We start from the raw sequence: 21,892 nt of genomic DNA, 5'->3' as shown, positions 1-21,892 counted from the left end.
GAGGAAACCCCCGTCTAGTATTCAAAGTGTCTGCAAAAGAATCTCATTTTGAGGTTCTTTTTTTGTTTTTTACCCTACTAAATTTTACGGATTTTATTAAAAGAAAACGGAATTGCTTTTGGGGAGGAAATTTTTTGAAATTTAAATTGTTATCTACCTCAAATTACTTGAATATGTATAGTAATGATGTATAATATTAATGACTATAATGTTGAGGGGATATTCATGTTTTTGAAAAGTTTGAATGGAAAAGTTAGGGAGATGGATCGAACGACTCGTTTCAAGTTAATCAAGTCTGGGAAGCATTGGGTTCGATCTGAAAATTCTACTTTAGGTTTATTTAAAATTGTTCGTGGAGAAGTAGAAACAACAGTTGTAATAAAGTCAGATAAGGAGCGGGATGGGATCCGTTCTACAAGTCAATTCGTACTGAAAGGATTATTGGCGACAGGAGCAACTGTTGGTGCCACCGCTATTATCAATACGGCCTATGCGGATGAAGCAGGTGTTGATGTGGTGACAACCTCTGAATTACAGAAAGAAACCTTAGCAGAAGCTAATAGCTTAGTGATTGGTTCAGTATCTGATGCAAGATCACTGTCAGAAGAAAGTCTAGAATCGACAAGTGCTTCGGCTTCTTTAAGTGAGCAAGGTTCTGAGAATCTTGCTGTGACTCTGAGCGAATCTACCTCAGAAGCTGCGACGACATCAGAGTCAAGCGTGGAAACGACAGAAACGGTTCTAGGAGCAACGGATAAAGTTGGTCTGGAACAGAATCTGTCAGAGGCGACCTTATTGACCCAGATGGCCGAAAACTATGCTTCAAACCTTACAGATGCGAATCAGAAAGCAGCTCTCTCGGTTGCGATCGCTAAGGTGCAAACAGAATTGTCAACTAGTACTCAGTTGCTTCATGAAAATGTGGCAACGCAAGCATTTGTGGATCAGCGTCAACGGTTAAATAAGTCTGTTGACGAGATGATGCTTGCTTTGAAAGCGACAGGTTTTGTGGGGAATAGCAGTGTAAACGGTAAACCTGCTATTGTAGCTCAGTTAGCCCCAATTTATGAAACAGTAAGAGATTCTAATGAGTTATCAGAAATTACCCCTGATTTGGAAGACCGAAACGGAGCTAACATCGAAGATGTTGCTTTGAAATTTGCAGGAGTAGAAAAGGATCCGCATTTAGATAAATCTGTTACAAATCTTGATCCTGAGGCTCTCAAATCTCTTTCTGAGACTCATGATGTGACGCGCTATACTTTTGCTATTTGGGATTTCGTTAATCGAGTGAAGCCGGATCCTCTGGATTATTATGCAACCTTATCCGTCGATCGTAGCTCGATTGGTTCAACTACTCCTAAAGGTGTCGATGTATACTTCCGCTTGGTTAAAAAGTCTAGTGGTACGGAGGTTTATGCTCAAACAGTTAAAGCAAATAGTGTGGTTGAGTTTGATTTACCAAAGGAATTAGTTGGTTCAGATACAAACCGCCAATACAGGGTCTTTTACTCAATTTATAATGATGGGAAACCTGGAGTTATACGGATGCAAAGTGTAAGTTACCAGACTCCTAAATTTATGATTCAACAGCTTTATGATGTGCTAGAACCTAAAAATGTAGGTCTTTATGCACCATCGACAGTAGCATCCATTGTTCCATCACGAAGTGCTGAACATGTTACCTATTACAAGCTCATTCGGGACAAGGGAGAATTCCGACAAGGAGCTTACGTCCCGAATGGCAGGGAAACTGTTTTGGCTTCTTATGCCCAGGTTGGTATTGAAGGTCAGGAGTACACAGCTTCAGCTGCTCGACAATTGGATGGTTTTGTTCAAGTTCCGCTAGTAGACTACCATCAGAATAAAATGTCTGGTATTTTTGATCTTAGTGAAGTTGGGAAACAGACTGTCGAAGCATATCGAGGAGGGGCAAGAGACCACTATATTAAGCTTGTCCGAGAAGTGACGAGTCCAAATGGCGATTTCACTTTAAAATACTATGTGTTGGATCCTTCCAAACAGAGAAATTACCGGAAAGGTGATAACGGTACAGTATTTGACCTTGCAAATTATACCTTAGTCTATGAAAAGGCCTTTAGAAATGATCATTGGAATGAAACCTTTGAACATCTTGAGACGCGAGAGGTAAAAAGTAAGAAAGAAGATTATTCTCTTACAGTTACTCCTGAGTTTTCAGATGGAAAAAACTTTAAGCTAAAGATCTCAGGTTGGTTCTCCTTGACAGAGAAGGTAAGCTATACAGATGAAAAAACGGGTAAGGAATACTCTTTCCGAAAACCCTATACTTCCGCTCCAGAAAATCAGGCCAAGCTGAGTGGTAGCCATATTGTAGGAGATGATGCATCTCTGCAAGGTGCTGATGGCTTTTCTAAGTTTTATCATACAGTTTCGACTGGTGTTAGTTACTCGCCATCGAAGAGTGTGAATTACTATTACCGAAGAATGAATGCTTCTGAATTGGCATCTCAATCACTCAATCATTCATCTTCTCATTCGATATCAGCGCAAGCTAGTCTGTCATACTCAGAAAGTAACTCGCAAGTAGTTGCTTCAGAGTCTCAATCTCTGTCTGCATCTGTTTCTCTATTGGATCGTCAATCAACGTCATTATCTGAGTCGATGTCAACTAGTGACTCGGTATCAGATAGTCTATCGATTTCACAGGTACTTGAATCTCAATCGTTATCCTCTTCTCAGTCTGATTTTCTGAATAACTCAGAGAACTCAGCCTCAGTAAGCAGTTCTCTATCAGCTTCAGAAAAATCCGCTTCTGAATCATTAAGTGGGTCGCTGTCTGTATCGGAATCGGTTGCTTCGGCATCGACAAGTGCATCGGTCTCAGCGTCAGAGGTAGTCACTTCGGAATCTGCAAGCAGTTCTCTATCGGCCTCAGAGAAGAGAACTTCTGAATCATTGAGTGGTTCCATGTCTGTGTCAGAATCGATTGCTTCGTCATCGACAAGTGCATCGGTCTCAGCGTCAGAGGTAGTCACTTCGGAATCAGTAAGTAGCTCTCTATCAGCCTCAGAGAAATCCGCTTCTGAATCATTGAGTGGTTCCATGTCTGTGTCAGAATCGATTGCTTCGTCATCGACAAGTGCATCGGTCTCAGCGTCAGAAATAGTCACTTCGGAATCAGTAAGTAACTCTCTATCAGCCTCAGAGAAATCCGCTTCTGAATCATTGAGTGGTTCCATGTCTGTGTCAGAATCGATTGCTTCGTCATCGACAAGTGCATCGGTCTCAGCGTCAGAAATAGTCACTTCGGAATCAGTAAGTAACTCTCTATCAGCTTCAGAGAAATCCGCTTCTGAATCATTGAGCGCTTCCATGTCTGTATCAGAATCGATCACTTCGTCATCGACAAGTGCATCGGTCTCAGTATCAGAGGTAGCTGTTTCGGAATCTGCAAGCAGTTCTCTATCAGCTTCAGAGAAATTCGCTTCTGAATCATTGAGCGCTTCCATGTCTGTGTCAGAATCGATTGCATCAGCCTCAACCAGCACATCAGCTTCGGTAGCTCAAATGGAATCTTCTGAACTTCAATCAGCCTCAGTCTCTGAGTTGACTTCGAAATCAATCAGCGTTTCCATTTCAGCAAGTACATCCGAATCTGAATTGAATTCTAAGTCTGTTTCAATTAGTAACTCTGAATCAAGCTCACGCAAGCAATCTTCTGAATTTGCGTCCGTTTCAGCTTCAGAGTCAGTATCAACCAGTGAGTCTGTATCAGAATCGATTGCTTCGGCATCGACAAGTACATCGGTCTCAGCGTCAGAGGTAGTCACTTCGGAATCTGCAAGCAGTTCTCTATCAGCCTCAGAGAAGAGAACTTCTGAATCATTGAGTGGTTCCATGTCTGTGTCAGAATCGATTGTATCTGCTTCAGCAAGCAGCTCGTTGTCAGTCTCAACTAGCACTTCAGAATCTGTAGCTCGTATGGAATCTTCTGACCTTCAATCTGCATCAGTATCTGAGTTGACTTCGGCATCTACTAGCATTTCAGGTTCAGTGTCGTCAAGTGCATCAGTATCCGTCTTAAATTCCGAAACAGTTTCAAACAGTGTATCTGAATCAAGCTCACGCAAGCAAGCTTCTGAATTAGAGTCAACATCAACATCTGATTCAGTGTCAACTAGTGAGTCGGTATCAGTAAGTAGTTCAGAATCTAATTTGAATTCTACATCGGTTTCAACAAGTGCATCTAAGTCAACCTCAAACAATCAGGCCTCTGAGTTGGCGTCTGTTTCAATGTCTGGTTCAGCTTCAACAAGCGTATCAGACAGTGTCTCAGTTTCAACAAGTGCCTCCGAGTTAGTGTCAACCAGCACTTCAGCATCTGAAACTCAGATGGAATCTTCTGACCTTCAATCCGCTTCGGTATCCGAGTTGATTTCAGAATCAGCTAGTGTTTCAGTTTCAGCTTCGACAAGTGCGTCCGAATCGGAAATGAATTCAACATCGGTTTCAGAAAGTGCATCCGAATCTGCCTCAAACAAACAAGCCTCTAAGTTGGCGTCCACTTTAGCTTCAGAGTCAGTCTCAACTAGCACTTCAGCTTCTGTAGCTCAAATGGAATCTTCTGAACTTCAATCTGCATCAGTATCTGAGTTGGCTTCGGAATCAACCAGCGTGTCAATTGCGGCATCGACAAGCATCTCAGAATCCGTCTTGAATTCAACATCCGATTCAATCAGTACATCAGAATCTACCTCAAGCACGCAAGCCTCTGAGTTAGAGTCAGCATCAACATCTGATTCAGTATCAACCAGTGAGTCTGTATCAGTAAGTAGTTCAGAGTCTGTTTTGAATTCAACATCGGTTTCAACAAGTACCTCCGAGTTAGTGTCAACCAGTGAGTCTGTATCAGTAAGTAGCTCAGAATCTGTTTCAGAAAACGCATCTGAATCAAGCTCACGCAAGCAATCTTCTGAATTTGCGTCCGTTTCAGTTTCCGAGTCAGTATCAACCAGTGAGTCTGTATCGGTAAGTAGCTCAGAATCTGTTTCAATTAGTAGCTCTGAATCAAGCTCACACAAGCAAGCTTCTGAATTTGCATCCATTTCAGCTTCAGAGTCAGTATCAACCAGAACATCAGCGTCTGTAGCTCAAATGGAATCTTCTGAACTTCAATCAGCATCAGTATCTGAGTTGACTTCTGAATCAATCAGCGTTTCTGTTTCAGCATCGACAAGTGCTTTAGAAGCTAGTGAGTCAGTTTCAAGTAGCGCATCAGAATCGGTTTTGAATTCCGAGTCAGTTTCAGTAAGTACATCTGAATCAAGCTCACGCAAGCAAGCTTCTGAATTTGCGTCCGTTTCAGTTTCCGAGTCAGTGTCAACCAGTGAGTCTGTATCGGTAAGTGGCTCAGAATCAGTTTCAACCAGTACCTCTGAATCTGCTTCAGAATCAACCAGCGTGTCAACTTTGGCATCTACAAGCGCATCCGAATCTGAATTGAGTTCTAAGTCTGTTTCAATCAGTACATCTAATTCTGTCTTGAGTTCAGTATCCGCTTCAACAAGCGTATCTGAATCCGTCTTGAATTCTGCATCCGTATCTGAGTTGACTTCAGAATCCGTTTCCGCGTCAGCAAGCGTATCTGAATCGGTCTTGTATTCAGCCTCAGTTTCAACAAGTACATCAGAAACAACTTCGAGCAAACAAGCTTCTGAATCAGAGTCAGCTTCCGTATCAGAGTCCATCTCAACCTTGGCTTCAGCATCGCTTCAAACGAGTGCTTCTGATCTGTCTTCGACTTCGATAGATAGATCGACTTCGTCTAGTCATTCTATGTCACTGACACCAAATTGGTCATCCGTTTCGACCTCGGCTTCAAACGTGGTAAACGAATCTACAGTGGTGTACGAGTCCGCTTCGACGATTCTTCAGGAGCCGGTGAGCACACTTGTTTCATCAAAAGCAAGCCAGCTCTCCTCAGAATCGACTTCTCTTTCAACGAGTCGTTCTACCTCTAGTTCGACAAGCCAATCCCATTCACAAAGTCAAGCGACTCCTCAGATGAGCTCTTCTGGTGAGAAATCGGCTGCTTCTGTATCTGAAGCAAAATCGACGTCGGACTCTCTGGGAGTGACGTCACGTGAGCTGTTTATCACGCTTGTAGTGGCTTTCTTTGCAGGTTTGGCCTCATTCTTCCATCGTAAAAAGTAAATACAATCCTCTTTCTTAAAGGTGAGAATTTGCTTCTTTCGATTCTTCTGATATACCGGCAGATCCATGAGAGGATTTGTCGGTTTTCTTTGAGAATGTCGGGTGAAAAGCCTAGTGAAATATGGTATAATGAATGGAGAAAAGCTAGATGAATAGTGGTTCTTCAGATCATCTTCTGAAGAACTTTTTTTCTCTTATAGATCAGGGATCGTTTGGGTGAAATGGTCAAGTTTTACGCGAGTATTTGATGCGCGGATTTAGTTAGGATAAGCATTCGAAAGAAGGGGGAGTAGAAGAGTAGGATATGATGAAACAATCTGGAGTTAGGAATCGATTATTTTGGACGATCCTATTCGTCTTTGTTTATGTTTTAGGAAGTAAAATCACTTTACCCTTTGTAGACCTAGCGAAGGTTCTAAATGTGAACGAAGGTACCGCAAGGGGGCTGGAGTTGACGAGTGCTATCATGGGTGGGAACCTTCGTGGCATGTCCATCTTCGCTCTTGGACTTTCTCCCTGGATGTCTTCCATGATCTTGTGGCGGTTGTTTACAGTATCTAAACGTCATAACCTGGAGAGGACCAGTTCGGACCTTGTGGAGCGACGGAAGATGTATCTGACACTTGCTTTGGCTCTTGTTCAATCTTTGGCCGTTTCCCTCTATCTCCCGTTAGAAACAGACCTGAGCCCTCTTCTAGTCGTCTCACTCAATGCCTTGATTATGATAGCAGGTACTTTTTTCTTAGTCTGGTTAGCTGATTTAAATACCGCACTAGGCTTGGGGAATTCTATTGTGATCATGATGGCGGGGATGCTCCTCTACTTGCCAGAGGATGTCCTTGGGACCTTGTCAAAGAGCGGGCTTCCAGCATACAGCCTCCTGTTTCTATTGCTCCTCTTATTCGCATTTGTTTTTATGGTCGTATGCATCGAGTATGCTCGCTATCGGATCCCTGTGAATAAGCTGGGGATTCACAACAGTTTGAAAGCTCACACGTTTTTAGATGTTAAGCTCAATCCAGCTGGGGGCATGCCCTTTATGTATGCCCTGACCTTGGTTTCTATCCCGCAATACATCTTTTTGCTGGTCCAAGTCATCAATCCCCGTGCTTCATGGGCTACCACTATCGCTAAGGAGTTGGTCATTGGAGAGCCGGCGTGGATATTGCTCTACAGTCTGATGATGGCAATTCTGTCCTTTGCTTTTGCTTTTGTGACGGTCAATGGGGAAGAAATCGCCGACAAAATGATGAAAAATTTAGAGTATATTGATTTCGTTTATCCTGGAGAAGAGACGCGTAGGTACATCAATCGAATTGTCTTCCGCTTAACGGTCTTTGGGACGCTTTATTTAATCCTGTTTACCGTGTTGCCCTTCCTTCTTCTACTTTGGGATAGAGGGCTCCTGCGTTTGGTCATGGTTCCAGGAAGTTTTCTCATGTTTGTGGGGATGATTTCGACGATCCGGGAGGAAGTTCGAGCTCTTCGCGTGAACCAAGGCTACACAAGATTGTTTTAGGAGTTGCTATGTATTACTTTATACCAGCCTGGTATGGCAGCGAGCGTATTTGGCACAATACGACGATGCCTTGGTATTGGTCGAAAGATATGATTGAATTTGATGAGACTATTCATCAAATTCGCGTCTTCCATGAAGCGGGAGTGGATCGGAAATTAGTGCTTCCACACTATTGCCCACAACTGCGTTACTACCTCCACCGGCAAGATTTGTTGGAAACAGATTATCTATCGACTTTTGATCACATTCAGGGAGTTTCCCCTCATCAAGAGATGGTCCCAATTCAGATTGAGGATTTGGAATGGCCTGCTCACACAAGCTTTACTTATACGCCGTTTCAAATAGTGGCATTCTGTCGCGGTCAGGAGATTGCTAGTATCGATCTGGGGATAGACGGGAATATCTTATCAGTTAGACGGGTAAAGGATAAGGAAACGGTTTATGTGCAGTATCTGGATGACCGAGGATTTATTTCCAGTGTCATTTATTACAAAGAGGGAAGTCCCTTTTTCCAAGACTATCTAACCCCCGAAGGAGAATGGGTTTTAAGAGAGTTGTTGACTGATGCTAGCCATATGGTTTTTGTCAATGAAGCTTTTCAGAAGCAGTTTAAACGAGAAACCTACCCGGACATGGGAGAAGTAGTTGCTGAAAAAATGAAAGCCAGCCTAGGAGACCTAGTGCCGGATCAAGATCGTCTGGTGATCGCGGCTCATCCAGCCAATCTACCCTTTGTTCAACAAGTGGGACTAGGTGTTTCAAAGGTTCTCTCTTTTTATGGACAACGCCAGCCATTATCTCAAGAGGATTCATCGCTTCATTTTTCTTTAAAAGAGGTTGACTTGGTGCTGACAGATAGTGAAAAAACGAAACAAGCCTTGCTTGGTCTTGCCCCAAGTCTCGCTTCTAAGGTCCATCGACTGACGTCCTTTGATTCGCGGTTGAGACTGGGAAGTAGTCAGGAAAGGAAGGAATCGAAAATCTTTTTCTACCTGGATGAAAAGAATCTCCCCTCTCAATCCGTTTTACAGAAAGTGTTTGAAATCTTAGGGAAAAATCCTTTATTTGAAGTTGTTTTCGCGATCTACAATGCTTCTGATGAAGCAGTAGCAACACTGGATCATCAGTTAGAAGACTTGGCTAGAGAGAGGGGGATAGCTTCTATAGGTGTTCAGGTTGATTCTCAAGAACTGGGAGAAAACCACCTCCTTGAAGATGCCCCTCTCTTTGAAAAGAAGCAAGATCGTTATCGGGTTCGAAATTTCTTTAATGAGAACGACATTATCAAAGAACTAGAACAAACTCGCTTAATAGTAGACATAAGTGAGGAACCCAATCTGTACACACAAATTGCAGGCATTTCGGCAGGGATTCCTCAGATCAATCGGACCCAAACGGAGTATGTAGACCATTTAAGGAATGGGTATGTCTTGGAGGAGATGGAAGAAGAGCTAGAAAAAGCGATGGACTATTTCCTGAGGGACCTTAAACCATGGAATGAGTCGCTGATTTATTCCGTCGAAAAGATTCAAGAATATACAGGCCAGCGCTTGATTGCCAAATGGGAAGGATGGATGAAAAACTAGGATGGACAGGAAGTTGGAAACGGGCCATATTCTTCAAATTGGACCTACAAATTGGCAGGAAGAAGTGACAATTCCAGAAGGTCTTACCTGGCATTATTTTTCTATTCAAACACCTCTAAAGATAGAGGACTACATGACGGAGCAAGGTATCAAGCAGTTTAAGGCTTTGGTGCTGGATCATCCCGAAAGGCTATTGAGCTTCAAAGAAGAATTGAGTCTATTTCAGCCCTACACCGTTTTCTATGATCAAACATATGATCAAGAGTCAGTTACAGAAGAAGTGGATCATCTGAGACAGCTGGTTCAGGCTAAGGCTTGGAATTTTTCTGATAAGGCTCACTTCCTCTATCAACTCCATCGTTTCCTTTATGACGGACAGTATGGGGATGCCTTTAGTGTTAGAGAGTTACGAGTTAGAGCTGACTTTGTAGGCAGGCAAACGGTTAAAGGCAAGCATTTTTTAGAACTTGATGGCTCTTATGGAGAGGAGTTTACTCCCATAGCCCAGTGGGTCAACACCTATTCTTATGATGGGGCCATTCCTACGGATCTATGGCTAGAGTACGAAAAAACTCCTGACTGTCAGATCCAGTTGCGGGTCCAATTTTTCCAGAGTGGGACCTTGGGATCTTTAGCGAAGGAGCTTGTCTATTCAGAAGTAGATTTGGAAAGTCCGGTTCTGATTGATGAGCTTGGTCGTTATTACCTAACCTTTTCACTGGAAGCGAAGGGGCAGGGGCGACTCGTGATTGGTGCTCTGCACAAGCGCTTCTCCCATGGGCCTTTTGGAGAAATTGCTCTTGGTTCACAGACTCTCAGAGACAGCAAGCATCAGGAAATTTTTGCTTATTTCCATCCAGGAGACCTGAAGCCACCTCTGAATATCTATTTTTCTGGCTATCGTCCTGCAGAGGGCTTTGAAGGCTTTGTCATGATGAAAAATATGGGAGCTCCCTTCATTCTCTTTTCAGATCCGCGTCTAGAGGGAGGATGCTTTTATCTAGGCTCTCCAGAGTTAGAAAAGAAGATTCAGAATTTTATCGATTACCATCTCCAATCTTTAGGTTTCGGTCCAAAAGAATTGAACTTTTTAGGTCTATCGATGGGCACTTATGGAGCCCTCTACTATGGAGCCCCTTACTCGCCTCATGCGATTCTGGTTGGGAAACCAATTGTCAACCTTGGGGATGTAGCTGCTAATCTGAAGTTTAAACGGCCAGATGAATTTGGAACCTCACTCGATATGATGCAATTGTTAGTCGGTCAAGTGACGAGTGCAGGGATAGAGGCCTTGAACAAGCGTTTTTGGGATCGCTTTCATAAAGCAAAGTTGAAGGATACCATTTTAGCCTTGGCTTATATGAGGGATGATGACTACGACCAGAAGGCTTATTCAGATATTTTAGAAGCTCTTTATCACCAGCCTATTCGGATCATTAGTTCAAGTCGGCCGGGTCGCCACAATGATGCAACGGAAACCATCATCGAGTGGTTCTTGACCCAATACAGAGAAATCATGGAAAGAGATTTTGGAAGAAGCGGATGATTAGGATGAGAAAGCAAAAAAATCGTCCCCTTTATTGGGGGCCAATCTCTTCAGCAGATTATTTATGGGGGTCTGTGATAGAAAGACTAGCAGAAGATCAGATTCGGTTTATGAATCCTTTGATGCCTTCTGGTCAAGTCTTAAAAACTTGGAAATCTCTCACAAGCTATGGGGAGGACCGGATGGCACCCAGTCTCCCACTTTTACAGAGAGGCCAGACCTATGTAGTTGAAGTTCAGATGACTTCTTGCCCTGCTCATACGGTTATGCTAGAAGTTGTTTGCCAGGACCGTTTTGGAAAGATAGTGGACCGGCAAGTCAGTACAGAAGGGCAAGTTAAGTTTGTGTATCCAGAGCAAGCCTATTCTTACCAAGTGCGTCTCCTCAGTGCAGGGATGCAAGAGTTTACCTTTCACCATATCACGATTTCATCGATTTCGTCAGAAAAATGAGATATTCAGATACGGACCAAATAGATTGCAGTAAATGAGGACCTAGTGGATTCTATAAAATTGAAAAAAATAAAAAAGATCTTAAACGAGGTGAATAGCTGGAAAGATCGAATGTCCCAGTTGACAGACCAGCAGTTACAAGAAAAGACAGAGGAATTCCGCCGTCGTTTCCGACAAGGGGAGACACTGGACGATTTGCTAGCAGAAGCTTATGCAGTCGTGAGAGAAGTCTCTCAGCGAGTCTTAGGGATGTTTCCTTACGATGTTCAAGTCATGGGAGCGATCGTCCTCCACCAAGGAAATATCGCTGAGATGGGAACTGGGGAAGGAAAGACCCTAACGGCAACCATGCCCGCCTACCTGAATGCGATAGAAGGGAAGGGGGTTATGGTGATTACCCCCAATACTTATCTGGCAACTCGTGATGCGGAAGAAATGGGGAAGATTTATCGTTTTCTAGGTTTGACGGTCGGAGTTCCACTTCAAGACACTGAGAGTGAACTCTCCCCGGCTAAGAAGCGGTTACTCTATCAAGCTGACATTGTCTATACCACCAATAGCAGCTTGGGCTTCGATTATCTTTCAGAAAATTTAACTGCCTCTGTTGATGGTCAATTCCTAGCAAATTTGAACTATGCGATTGTAGATGAAATCGATTCTATCTTATTGGATAGTGCTCAGACACCCTTAGTGATTTCGGGCTCTCCTCGCGTGCAGTCCAATCTATATGGGATTGTAGACACCTTGATCCGAACCTTCAAAGAAGGTGAAGAGTACAAGGCCGACGGGGACAAGAAACAGGTGTGGTTGACCCCAAAAGGTGTAAAAGCAGCCGAGGCTTTTCTATCCCTGCAGCATTTGTATGATCCTGAGCACCGTGATCTTGTCCGCCATATTCGTCTGGCTTTACAAGCACATCAACACTATAAAAGGGACAAGGACTATGTCGTCCGTTCCAATAAAAAAGGAGAACAGGAGCTTGTCCTTTTGGATCAAGCAACGGGGCGTCTTATGGAATTGACTCGTCTTCAAGGGGGACTTCATCAGGCTCTTGAAGCCAAGGAAGGACTTTCCTTGACACCAGAGACACGGGCCATGGCTTCGATTACTTACCAAAATTTGTTCAAGATGTTTCAAAAACTTGGTGGTATGACGGGAACCGGGAAGGTTGCAGAAGCTGAATTTTTGGAGACCTATGCCATGTCAGTGATTCAGATCCCAACCAATCGAAAACGTATTAGGCAGGATCTTCCAGATGAGATATACCAGACCTTGCCAGAAAAAGTCTATGCCTCTATGGCCTACATCAAAGAAGTTCATGCAAAGGGAAACCCGATTTTGATCTTTGCCGGTTCGGTTGAGATGTCTGTCTTGTATTCAAACCTTCTTCTTCGTGAAGGAATTCCCCATAATCTGTTGAATGCCAATAAGGCTTTTCGTGAAGCGCAGATTATTGCTGAATCTGGTCAAAGAGGCGCAGTGACCGTTGCGACCTCGATGGCAGGTCGGGGGACAGATATCAAATTAGGGCAGGGTGTAGCTGCCTTAGGTGGCTTGGTTGTCGTCGGGACGGAGCGGATGATGAATCGCCGGATAGATCTCCAGATTCGAGGACGATCAGGACGTCAAGGAGATCCTGGAAAAACCAAGTTTTTTGTCTCTCTGGAGGATGATTTAATCAAACACTGGGGGCCAAACTGGATCCAAGATAGGTATCAAGATTACGACGTAGAGGATCGACTTCGAAAAGCCAAACCTCTAACCCGGAGGAAATACCAACGCATCGTCGCTCAAGCTCAGGATGCGAGTGAAAGTGCTGCGCAAGCTAGTCGTCGCTTGACCTTGGAGTTCGCAGAGAGTATGAACATTCAACGCGATTTGGTTTATAAGGAACGGGATCGGTTGATCAGGCTGGACAGACGTTTGGATGGACTGATCGAGAAAATTGCTCGGGAAGTGTTTGCCCAAGTGGCTAAAAATAAGAAGTATCAAGACCCGATTGCCTTCTATCACTATATTTTAGATCATATCAGTTATCAGGTTAATCCTGCTCAGATCCATCAAGCCTTTCCTTCCAAGCAGGCAAAAGAGGATTTCCTCTGGGAGCTAGCCCGCTCGGAGTTGCTTGCTAAATATCAAAGGCTGGAATCCGATGAGGTAATTGCTCAGTTTCAACGGATGGTGCTCTTAAAAGCTATTGACGAAAATTGGGTGGAACAAGTGGATTATTTGCAACAATTACGTGTGGCCTTGTCTGGTCAGTACGCCAGTCAAAAGAATCCACTGGTCGAATTTTACCAAGAAGCCTCTTTATCTTTTGATCGGATGAAGGCTTTGGCAAAAGAGCAGATGGTTCGCAATCTCTTACTCAGTCGAGTAGAAATCAATACAAAAGGGGAAATTGTCCTGTATTTCCCATAAAAGAGGATTTATGACAGTATACAATATCAATCTTGGGATTGGATGGGCCAGTAGTGGCGTCGAGTATGCACAAGCCTATCGGGCCAAGTTGCTAAGACAGATCCAAGAACCTGCAAAATTTATTTTTATGGATATGATATTAGCAGACAATATTCAACACTTAACAGAGAATATTGGATTTAAAGACCATGAAATCATATGGATCTACACCCATTTTACGGATATCAAAATTGCGCCAACCACTTATACGGTGGATCAAGTCCTGGCTGGGTTCGCTGGGAAGCCAACGCGAGAAGAGACCACAGGGAAGGTGAAGCGCTATTTCTATGAAGACCAAGACAGTTTTTTGACCTGCTATCTTCGGGACGAAAAGAGTCCTTATGTAGAGCGCTGTGAGTATGTTTCCAGAGGGATTCTAGTCAGAAAAGACTATTTTTCCTATACTCGCTACTGTACAGAGTACTTTATCCCTAAAAATAATCAAGCCAACTTGATTGAACGACGTTTCTACAATGAAGATGGAAGTGTGGCCTATCGGATGCAGTTGGCAGATGGTCAGGAGATTTACCGTTTTCCAGATCGTTATCTCTTCGGTCGGCAGGAATTGATTCGCTACTTTATGCAAAGTCTCAACTTGACCAAACAAGATCTGGTGATTTTGGATCGGGAGACTGACATCGGCCAACCTATTTTTGAAGAGGCCCAAAAAGCTCGTCTAGGAGTCGTGGTCCATGCGGAGCACTATAGTGTCAACAGTACTGATGATCAATATATTTTGTGGAACAATTATTACGATTACCAATTTACCAATGCAGATAAGGTGGACTTCTTTATTGTTGCGACCGATCGCCAAAAGGAAGTTTTAGCAGCGCAATTTGCAAAATATACCCATCATTCTCCTGTTATTTACACCATTCCGGTAGGAAGTCTTGCCAGTCTACCGCAAAGTGACTCTCGTAAACCTTTTTCTTTGATGACTGCTTCGCGTCTGGCAACAGAAAAACACATCGACTGGTTAGTACGAGCAGTTGTCGAAGCAAAAAAAGAGCTACCGTCCCTTTCTTTTGATATTTATGGAAAAGGCGGAGAGGAAGAGAAATTGCGGTCTCTGATTGAAGAGTTAGGAGCGACGGACTATATCCAGCTCAAAGGGCATATGGATTTGACGGCTATTTACAAAGATTATGAAGTCTATCTATCGGCTTCAACTAGTGAAGGCTTTGGTCTAACCTTGATGGAGGCGATTGGTTCTGGTCTTCCAATCATTGGCTTTGATGTACCCTACGGCAGTCAGAACTTTGTTAGAGATGGGGAGAATGGCTACTTGCTTCCGACTGACCCAGACCAGGTTGTGGACAGGATAGCGAGGTCCTTCGCTGAAATGATCTGCTTGCTATACCAGAGTCAAAAGATGACTTCTATGCGTCAAACATCTTATGCGCGTGCAGAAGATTTTCTAACCAGTAAGGTTGAAAAAGCTTGGACTCAATTGATTGAGGAGGTGACCCATGCTGAACGTGTTTGATCGGTTTTCGCGCGAAAGCCAAGATCTGCTCTATTCTTTACAAAGAGCAGGTTACACGCATCCAACAATCGTCTTGGAACCAAATGGTTTTTTACCTGATGGAGTGGAGTCGCCCTTCCTTTACTTTTTAGGTCGACCGACAGGTGAAAAACGGGGGTGTTTCTTTAACGAAATTTTAGTCCCTGATTTTTGGGAAATCACTGGGGATGCGTCTGGTGGACGGATTTCTTATTACGGCCAAGAAAAAGCGCGTATCTATTACCAAGGAGCGACTCATAAGCGAATCGTCGAGCGGGTAGAGTGGTTCAATCAAGAGGGACAAGTAAGGACAGTGGATCACTATGATCAATACGGTCGAAAAATAGCGGTAACCAGTTGTGATGGTCAGGGCAATCCCTTGTTAACCACCTACTTTGAAGGAGAGATGGAACGCCTGACAGAAAATCATCAAACAGGTGATTTGATCTTGACGCTGGATCATGAGCCCATGCGGATCTTCAAAAATCGACTAGATTTCTACGTCTTTTATGTCCAAGTCCGAGGCTTTGCTTTGGATCAAGTGCTCTTCAATACGCTGGCACAGTCTTTTGCTTTGAGTTTGCAACTCGGCAAAATGGGGATTGCAGGTCGAGATTTCTTGGTTTGGCAAGAGCCATTACAGGATAGCTTGCCAGGCAATATGCAACTGATCCTAAACAGTCCAGAGATACGGACGAAGAAGATCTTCATCCCTCAAAGAGAGACCTATCGCCGTGCCCTACAGTTGGTATCAGCAGAGCAAGAGGACTTTTTTGCCCCTCTTGGTTATATCTACGATTTTGCTGTCAAAGACGATATCCGTAAGGATGCTTTTGTATTAACAAATTCAGATCAGATTGAAGCCTTACCTTATTTGCTAGAGCAATTACCGGATGTGACCTTCCGAGTTGCTGCTGTGACAGAAATGTCTCCAGAACTTATGTCTCTGGTTCGCTACCCCAATTTGGTCTTGTATCAGAATATTAGCCAGGAGCGGATCAAGGGACTCCTTCACAAGTCTAGTATCTATCTAGACATCAATCATTTTGGGGAGGTACAAGGGATTGTTCGTCAGGCCTTTGAATACCAACAGCTAATCCTTGGCTTTGAACAAACCTTACATGACCCGCCTTATCTTGCTCAGGAAAATGTCTTTAGGCAAGGAAAAAAAGATGAACTCGTGGCACGCATCAAAGAAATCTATCAATCAATAGAGAACTACCGACAAGCAGTTTCAAATCAAATTGTACAGTCTAACGCGATCGAACAGGAAGTATTCCGTTCGAGATTCCAAGAAGGGATAGGTGATAGAAATGCCTGATCAGAAGAAGGATTTGTTTTATAAAGAAGTAGAAGGACGGATGAATGCGCTGAAGCGACGATCCGCAGAAAAAGAAAAAGCAACGCGCTCAGAAAACGTCAATCTGACTTTAAATGTCATCATCGGCCTCGTTATCTTGTTGGGGGTACTGCTCACCCTTTTCCGAGTATTTGGAGGCTAAGATGGACATGCTATTTGTTGTGCTGATTTTCCTTCTATCAATCAGTCTAATCTTGTTGGTAATCTTTCAACCTCGTCAACAACAAACACTGTCAACAGATGCGACCAGTAACTTAGGGAAGCCAAGCTATTGGCTAGCCCGTCGAGGGATCAAGCTAGCGACCTTGATCGTTAGTGTCCTCTTCTTTTTAACCTTGTTTATCTATCTGTTCCTTTCACGGGTATAGAAGGATAGGAAGAACCTTTCTCTTGAAGTAGCGACTTTGAATGAGAGCGGAAGTAGGATTGACATGTCTCAACCTTTTCTTCTTGGTGATAACTATTTTTTATGGAAGGTATATGAAATATATATTTTTCAAGCTTTCTATTCTATGATAGACTAAGTGTCACCAAGAGAAAAAAGAGGTACATTTATGACAACATTCCAGATTCATACAGTTGAGACAGCACCAGAAGAGGTAAAAGAGGTTCTTGAAACCGTCCAAAAAGATAATAACGGCTATATCCCGAATCTCATCGGTCTTTTAGCAAATGCACCAACAGCTCTGGAAGCCTATCGTACAGTCGGTGCGATTAACCGCCGTAACAGTTTGACACCAGTTGAACGTGAAGTGGTCCAAATCACTGCAGCTGTGACCAACGGTTGTGCCTTCTGTGTGGCAGGGCATACAGCTTTTTCGATCAAACAAATCCAAATGAACGATGACCTTCTTCAAGCTCTGCGTAATCGTACTCCAATTGAAACCGATCCTAAATTGGATACCTTGGCTAAATTCACCCTAGCAGTAATCAACACCAAGGGACGCGTTGGAGATGAGGCCTTAGCTGAATTTTTAGAAGCCGGTTATAGTCACCAAAATGCTTTGGATGTGGTTCTAGGTGTGAGTCTAGCTAGTCTCTGTAACTACGCCAATAACCTAGCCAACACACCAATCAATCCAGAATTGCAACCCTACGCGTAAAAGAACCAAGTTTGTGCATGAAATGATGGAGCCAAGCTTAACAATAAGGAAATGAGAAGTAGCTTTTATGCCTACTTCTTTTTTGATATGGTTCCTTCTCTTTTATGGTATACTGAAAACGATAAAATATTTGGAGATCAAGATGAAAAAGATTCCTTTAGCATTTTCAGGTTGTCTATTAGGTTTAGCAGGAGCGGGAAACCTTCTGTCTGATACTTTCCCAGTTCTGGCTCATTTATTCAGTTTGACGGGTTTGATCCTATGGGCTTTCTTTTTGTGTCACCATCTGATCTACTGGCAAGAAACCAAGATCGAACTTCAAGAACCAGCCCTTCTATCTGGAATGGCGACCTTTCCCATGGCTGGGATGATACTATCGACTTATCTTTTCCGACTCTTTCCGACATTTGGAGGACTCGCCCAGGCAGTTTGGTGGTCTGCTTTCCTCTTAGATTGTAGCTTGATTTTCTACTTTACCAAGAGCCATATATTGGCAAAACCAAGAGCCAATGCAACCCCTAGTTGGACCGTCCTTTATGTGGGGATTGCTGTGGCAGCCTTGACCTATCCAGTGGTAGGAGTGGTTGAGTTGGCCTATCTGACTCTCGGGTTTGGCTTTGTCTTAACCTTGATTCTTTACCCGCTGATCTATCAGGGATTGAAAACCGCCCCTTTACCGAGCCACTTATTGGGGCAAGAAGGCATCTATTGTGCGCCCTTTTATCTTCTGTTAGCGGCCCTGGTTCGTGTGGGTGGAGCCAGTCTACCGGTTTGGCTGTTATCTATCATGATCGGTCTCTCTCAAGCTTTTTATTTCTTCGTTTTAACGCGTCTGCCCAGAATGATAAAAGAGGGCTTTCAACCAGCCTTTTCAGCCTTAACCTTCCCAACGGTCATCACAGCTACTTCCCTGAAAATGGCCCAAGGTCTATTGCAAAGTTCTCTGTTAAGGCCCCTTGTCTGGTTTGAGACCATTCTTTGCCTAGCCATTCTTGTGTCGGTGCTAGTGGGTTTTATGACTTACAGAAAAGGGTAGAGGGAAGCTGATGGGCGACTACAATAAGTTTGTATTCCAATAAAAACTAGAGGTGAGAGACGGCTGTCTCGACCTCTTTTTTGTCCACTTTCTAATTGAATCCTAGGAATGATTATGGTAAGATGCAATAAATCATTTTTAATCCCTTGAAAGGAATGTATGAAATTTTTAAAAACAAAGGCCAAGTTCTTTTATCCACTTTTACTACTGGTCTTTTATATCTTAGTTCGACCACAATTTCGCGAGTTAGCCCAGCTGGTCAGCAACCAAGTCGGCCAAGCCCTTAGCTATTTTTGGACCCTTCTCTTTTTAGAGGCAGGATATCTGATGCTTGTTTTTTCATTGGTGAAGAAATACAGTCCACGTACCGTTTTTCAATGGGCAAAGAAGAAACAATTCCTTCCCGCTATCTACGCTACTATATTCACAAGTTGTGCCATCTATTGGTTAGACTACTTTCTCAGTGGGTTCACCAAAGGTCGTCTAGCTATTTATCATTCCTTTCCAGTGAATTTAGAAGCTATAGGCTCTCTCATCCTATTCATATTAGTGGTCGTCATTCGACCGATGACAGTGGAGTTGATCTTCCGTGGGGCCCTTGTTCAAACTTATTTTAAAAATTGGCCCCTCTATGCTAGTGTATGGGGACCGGCACTTGTCTATGGGGGAATCCAACTCTTTTACCATCCGTTTACCATCATGAGTTTTTTGATCTATATCATCCCTTCCCTGTTTTTTGGATTACTGAATGAAAAGACGGGCTCCTTGTATTATCCTATCCTTGCTCATATCGGCTTGAACTTCATTTATAGCTTGCCCATCATCTTGTCCATCATCCAGCATCTCTTCTCCTAGTCGTTTTGACGATACTGGAGAAGGCTTCAAACCAAGGGCCAGAAGGTCGTTGGTTTTTTTTGAAATTATGGTATAATAGAATAAATTTAAAAGAGGGAGTGGGAGTTTGAGAAAAAGCTATCGTGTCAAGCGAGAAAAAGATTTCAATGCCATTTTTAAAAGTGGTATGAATTGTGCGAATAGAAAATTTGTGATCTACCGTTTGCCGCAAGAGCAGCCCCATTTCCGTGTCGGCTTATCCGTGAGTAAAAAATTAGGAAATGCTGTGACACGCAACCGAATCAAGCGCTTGATTCGTCATGTTTTAATGAAGCACCAGGATCATCTTGTAGCAGATGATTTTGTTGTGATTGCTCGAAAGGGAGTTGAGGAACTGGATTTTGATCAGGTCGAAAAAAATCTAGTCCATGTATTAAAATTAGCGCAAGTCTATCATCAGGAAAGGTAATTACGTGAAAAAGAAACTAAAAATAGCTAGCTTACTCGGAGGAGCCCTCCTTTTATTAACTGCCTGTGGAACGTCTGAAGTGACTTCTCAATCATCAGGAGTGTGGGAAAAATTCGTCTACTTCTTTGCAGAAGTCATCCGTTTTCTTTCTATCGGAGGAAACATCGGAGTTGGGATTATCCTCTTCACTCTCTTGATTCGGACGATTCTTTTACCAGTTTTCCAATACCAAATGACCTCCTCGCGCAAAATGCAGGAGATTCAGCCTCTAGTGAAAGAAATCCAGGCCAAGTACCCTGGGAAAGATTTGGAAAGTCGCACTCGTATGTCAGAGGAAATGCGGGCCCTCTATAAAGAAAAAGGAGTCAAGACTTCTTCTGCCTTCTTGCCATTGTTCATTCAAATGCCAGTCTTGATGGCCTTATTCCAAGCCTTGAGTCGGGTAGAATTCCTAAAAGTCGGTCATTTCCTTTGGTTGGATATGAGCGCAACAGACCCAACCTTTATTTTGCCAGTTTTGGCAGCGGTCTTCACCTTCTTTAGTACCTGGTTAAGCAACAAAGCCATGCCAGAAAAAAATGGTGGAATGACGGCCATGATGTATGCAATGCCAGTGATGATTTTCTTCTTCGCCATGTACTCAGCCAGCGGGGTTGCACTCTATTGGGTAGTTTCCAATGCTTACCAAGTTGGGCAAACTTACCTGTTGAACAATCCCTTTAAGATCATTGCGGCGCGTGAAGCAGAGCAACAGGCAATCAAAGATATAGAAAAACAAAAACGACGTGCATTTAATAAAGCACAGAAAAAGAAAAACTAAGAAGGAGTTTGACAGATGGTCCAATATACAGGAATCAATGTTGAAGAAGCCATTCAAAATGGTTTGAAAGAATTAGATATCCCGCGCATGAAAGCACATATTACGATCGTTTCTCGTGAAAAGAAAGGCTTCCTCGGTCTCTTTGGTAAGAAGCCAGCTGTGGTAGATATCGAACCGATTGCAGAAACTACGGTTACAAAAGCCAATCAACAAGCTATTAAGGGAGTTCCTGAGGAAATTAATGCTCAAAACGAACCTGTCAAGAGTGTCAGTGAAGAGACTGTTGATTTGGGTCGCGTGGTAGCTGCGATTAAAAAAGTTGAAGAAGAAGGCCAAGAAGTTTCGGAAGAGGTGAAGGCTGAGATTCTTAAACATGAGAAGGCTCCTGAAACCATTCTTGAAGAACAAGGTCATGGGGAGATTCTCGATTCAAGTCTTAAAGAAACTGAGTCACGCAAAACGTCTGATTTTGCTGATTTGGGCATTGAAGTTGAAGAAAGCTATGACATTGAAAAGGTTGTCTCTGATGTTACTTCTTATGTTCAAACTGTTATTGATGAAATGGATGTAGAAGCTAGCATTTCAAGTAGCTACAACCGTCGAACCATCAATATGCAGATTGATACCAATGAGCCAGGTCGTGTAATTGGTTACCACGGGAAAGTTCTCAAGGCCCTTCAATTGTTGGCACAGAACTACCTTTACAATCAGTATTCTAAGAATTTCTACATTGCTATCAACGTCAATGATTATGTTGAACACCGTGCAGAAGTCCTTCAAAGCTATGCGCAAAAATTGGCAAGTCGTGCTCTAGAAGAAGGTCAAGCACAACATACAGATCCAATGTCTAATAGCGAACGCAAGATTATCCACCGTATCGTATCGAAAATGGATGGAGTAACGAGCTATTCAGAAGGGGAAGAACCAAATCGTTACGTTGTCGTCGATATTGAAGGTTAATCTGCCGTCTAAAAAGGAAGATTTCAAAAGGGAGAGAGGAGTGTAAGC

Annotated in this window: 16 protein-coding genes; all 16 read left to right on the top strand. The window is 43.2% G+C overall.

The window, feature by feature from the left end:
* The first annotated feature begins 225 nt into the window (after nt 1–225).
* The 16 genes from EL081_RS09160 (at nt 226) to jag (ending at nt 21,844) form a co-directional block, all read left to right on the top strand.
* Nucleotides 226–6,195: an accessory Sec-dependent serine-rich glycoprotein adhesin gene (locus EL081_RS09160; protein WP_164555456.1), complete on the top strand. Its 5,970-nt coding sequence runs from the start codon at nt 226–228 to the stop codon at nt 6,193–6,195.
* 304 nt (nt 6,196–6,499) lie between these two features.
* Complete coding sequence (gene secY2, locus EL081_RS09155; protein WP_126404907.1) at nt 6,500–7,714, top strand: accessory Sec system protein translocase subunit SecY2; 1,215 nt, start codon at nt 6,500–6,502, stop codon at nt 7,712–7,714.
* Between the two features lie 8 nt (nt 7,715–7,722).
* The gene (asp1, locus tag EL081_RS09150) at nt 7,723–9,300 is read left to right on the top strand and encodes an accessory Sec system protein Asp1 (RefSeq protein WP_126404906.1); all 1,578 of its coding nucleotides are present in this window, start codon (nt 7,723–7,725) and stop codon (nt 9,298–9,300) included.
* A 1-nt stretch (nt 9,301) separates the two neighbouring features.
* Nucleotides 9,302–10,846, top strand: coding sequence for an accessory Sec system protein Asp2 (gene asp2 / locus EL081_RS09145; protein WP_126404905.1), 1,545 nt, complete (start codon nt 9,302–9,304; stop codon nt 10,844–10,846).
* 5 nt (nt 10,847–10,851) lie between these two features.
* Nucleotides 10,852–11,298 (top strand): accessory Sec system protein Asp3, encoded by a 447-nt coding sequence (gene asp3, locus EL081_RS09140; protein ID WP_232011421.1) that lies wholly within the window; start codon nt 10,852–10,854, stop codon nt 11,296–11,298.
* A gap of 45 nt (nt 11,299–11,343) precedes the next feature.
* The gene (secA2, locus tag EL081_RS09135; protein WP_126404903.1) at nt 11,344–13,719 is read left to right on the top strand and encodes an accessory Sec system translocase SecA2; all 2,376 of its coding nucleotides are present in this window, start codon (nt 11,344–11,346) and stop codon (nt 13,717–13,719) included.
* Between the two features lie 10 nt (nt 13,720–13,729).
* On the top strand, nt 13,730–15,244 hold the full coding sequence (gtfA, locus tag EL081_RS09130) for an accessory Sec system glycosyltransferase GtfA (RefSeq protein WP_126404902.1): 1,515 nt from the start codon (nt 13,730–13,732) through the stop codon (nt 15,242–15,244).
* On the top strand, nt 15,228–16,583 hold the full coding sequence (gene gtfB, locus EL081_RS09125) for an accessory Sec system glycosylation chaperone GtfB (RefSeq protein WP_126404901.1): 1,356 nt from the start codon (nt 15,228–15,230) through the stop codon (nt 16,581–16,583). The genes gtfA and gtfB overlap by 17 nt, the downstream gene beginning before the upstream one ends.
* Entirely contained in the window at nt 16,576–16,764 is a 189-nt protein-coding gene (asp4, locus tag EL081_RS09120) for an accessory Sec system protein Asp4 (protein ID WP_126404900.1), read from the top strand. The genes gtfB and asp4 overlap by 8 nt, the downstream gene beginning before the upstream one ends.
* Before the next feature lies 1 nt (nt 16,765).
* On the top strand, nt 16,766–16,990 hold the full coding sequence (gene asp5 / locus EL081_RS09115) for an accessory Sec system protein Asp5 (protein WP_126404899.1): 225 nt from the start codon (nt 16,766–16,768) through the stop codon (nt 16,988–16,990).
* A gap of 186 nt (nt 16,991–17,176) precedes the next feature.
* The gene (locus EL081_RS09110) at nt 17,177–17,725 is read left to right on the top strand and encodes a carboxymuconolactone decarboxylase family protein (protein ID WP_023024535.1); all 549 of its coding nucleotides are present in this window, start codon (nt 17,177–17,179) and stop codon (nt 17,723–17,725) included.
* 142 nt (nt 17,726–17,867) lie between these two features.
* Entirely contained in the window at nt 17,868–18,761 is an 894-nt protein-coding gene (locus EL081_RS09105) for a TDT family transporter (protein WP_126404898.1), read from the top strand.
* A gap of 159 nt (nt 18,762–18,920) precedes the next feature.
* On the top strand, nt 18,921–19,616 hold the full coding sequence (locus EL081_RS09100; RefSeq protein WP_126404897.1) for a CPBP family intramembrane glutamic endopeptidase: 696 nt from the start codon (nt 18,921–18,923) through the stop codon (nt 19,614–19,616).
* A gap of 106 nt (nt 19,617–19,722) precedes the next feature.
* Nucleotides 19,723–20,064 carry a ribonuclease P protein component gene (rnpA, locus tag EL081_RS09095; RefSeq protein ID WP_006595513.1) on the top strand — a complete coding sequence of 114 codons (342 nt, stop codon included), beginning with the start codon at nt 19,723–19,725 and terminating at the stop codon, nt 20,062–20,064.
* A 4-nt stretch (nt 20,065–20,068) separates the two neighbouring features.
* Entirely contained in the window at nt 20,069–20,884 is an 816-nt protein-coding gene (locus EL081_RS09090; RefSeq protein WP_006595514.1) for a YidC/Oxa1 family membrane protein insertase, read from the top strand.
* 15 nt (nt 20,885–20,899) lie between these two features.
* Nucleotides 20,900–21,844, top strand: a complete 945-nt coding sequence (jag, locus tag EL081_RS09085) for an RNA-binding cell elongation regulator Jag/EloR (protein ID WP_126404896.1) — start codon at nt 20,900–20,902, stop codon at nt 21,842–21,844.
* Nucleotides 21,845–21,892 lie beyond the last annotated feature (48 nt).

This window comes from Streptococcus viridans (assembly GCF_900636365.1).
GTDB classification, from domain to species: domain Bacteria; phylum Bacillota; class Bacilli; order Lactobacillales; family Streptococcaceae; genus Streptococcus; species Streptococcus viridans_A.
Note: the sequence above shows the minus strand (reverse complement) of the source record. Positions and strands in the feature narration are given on the sequence as shown.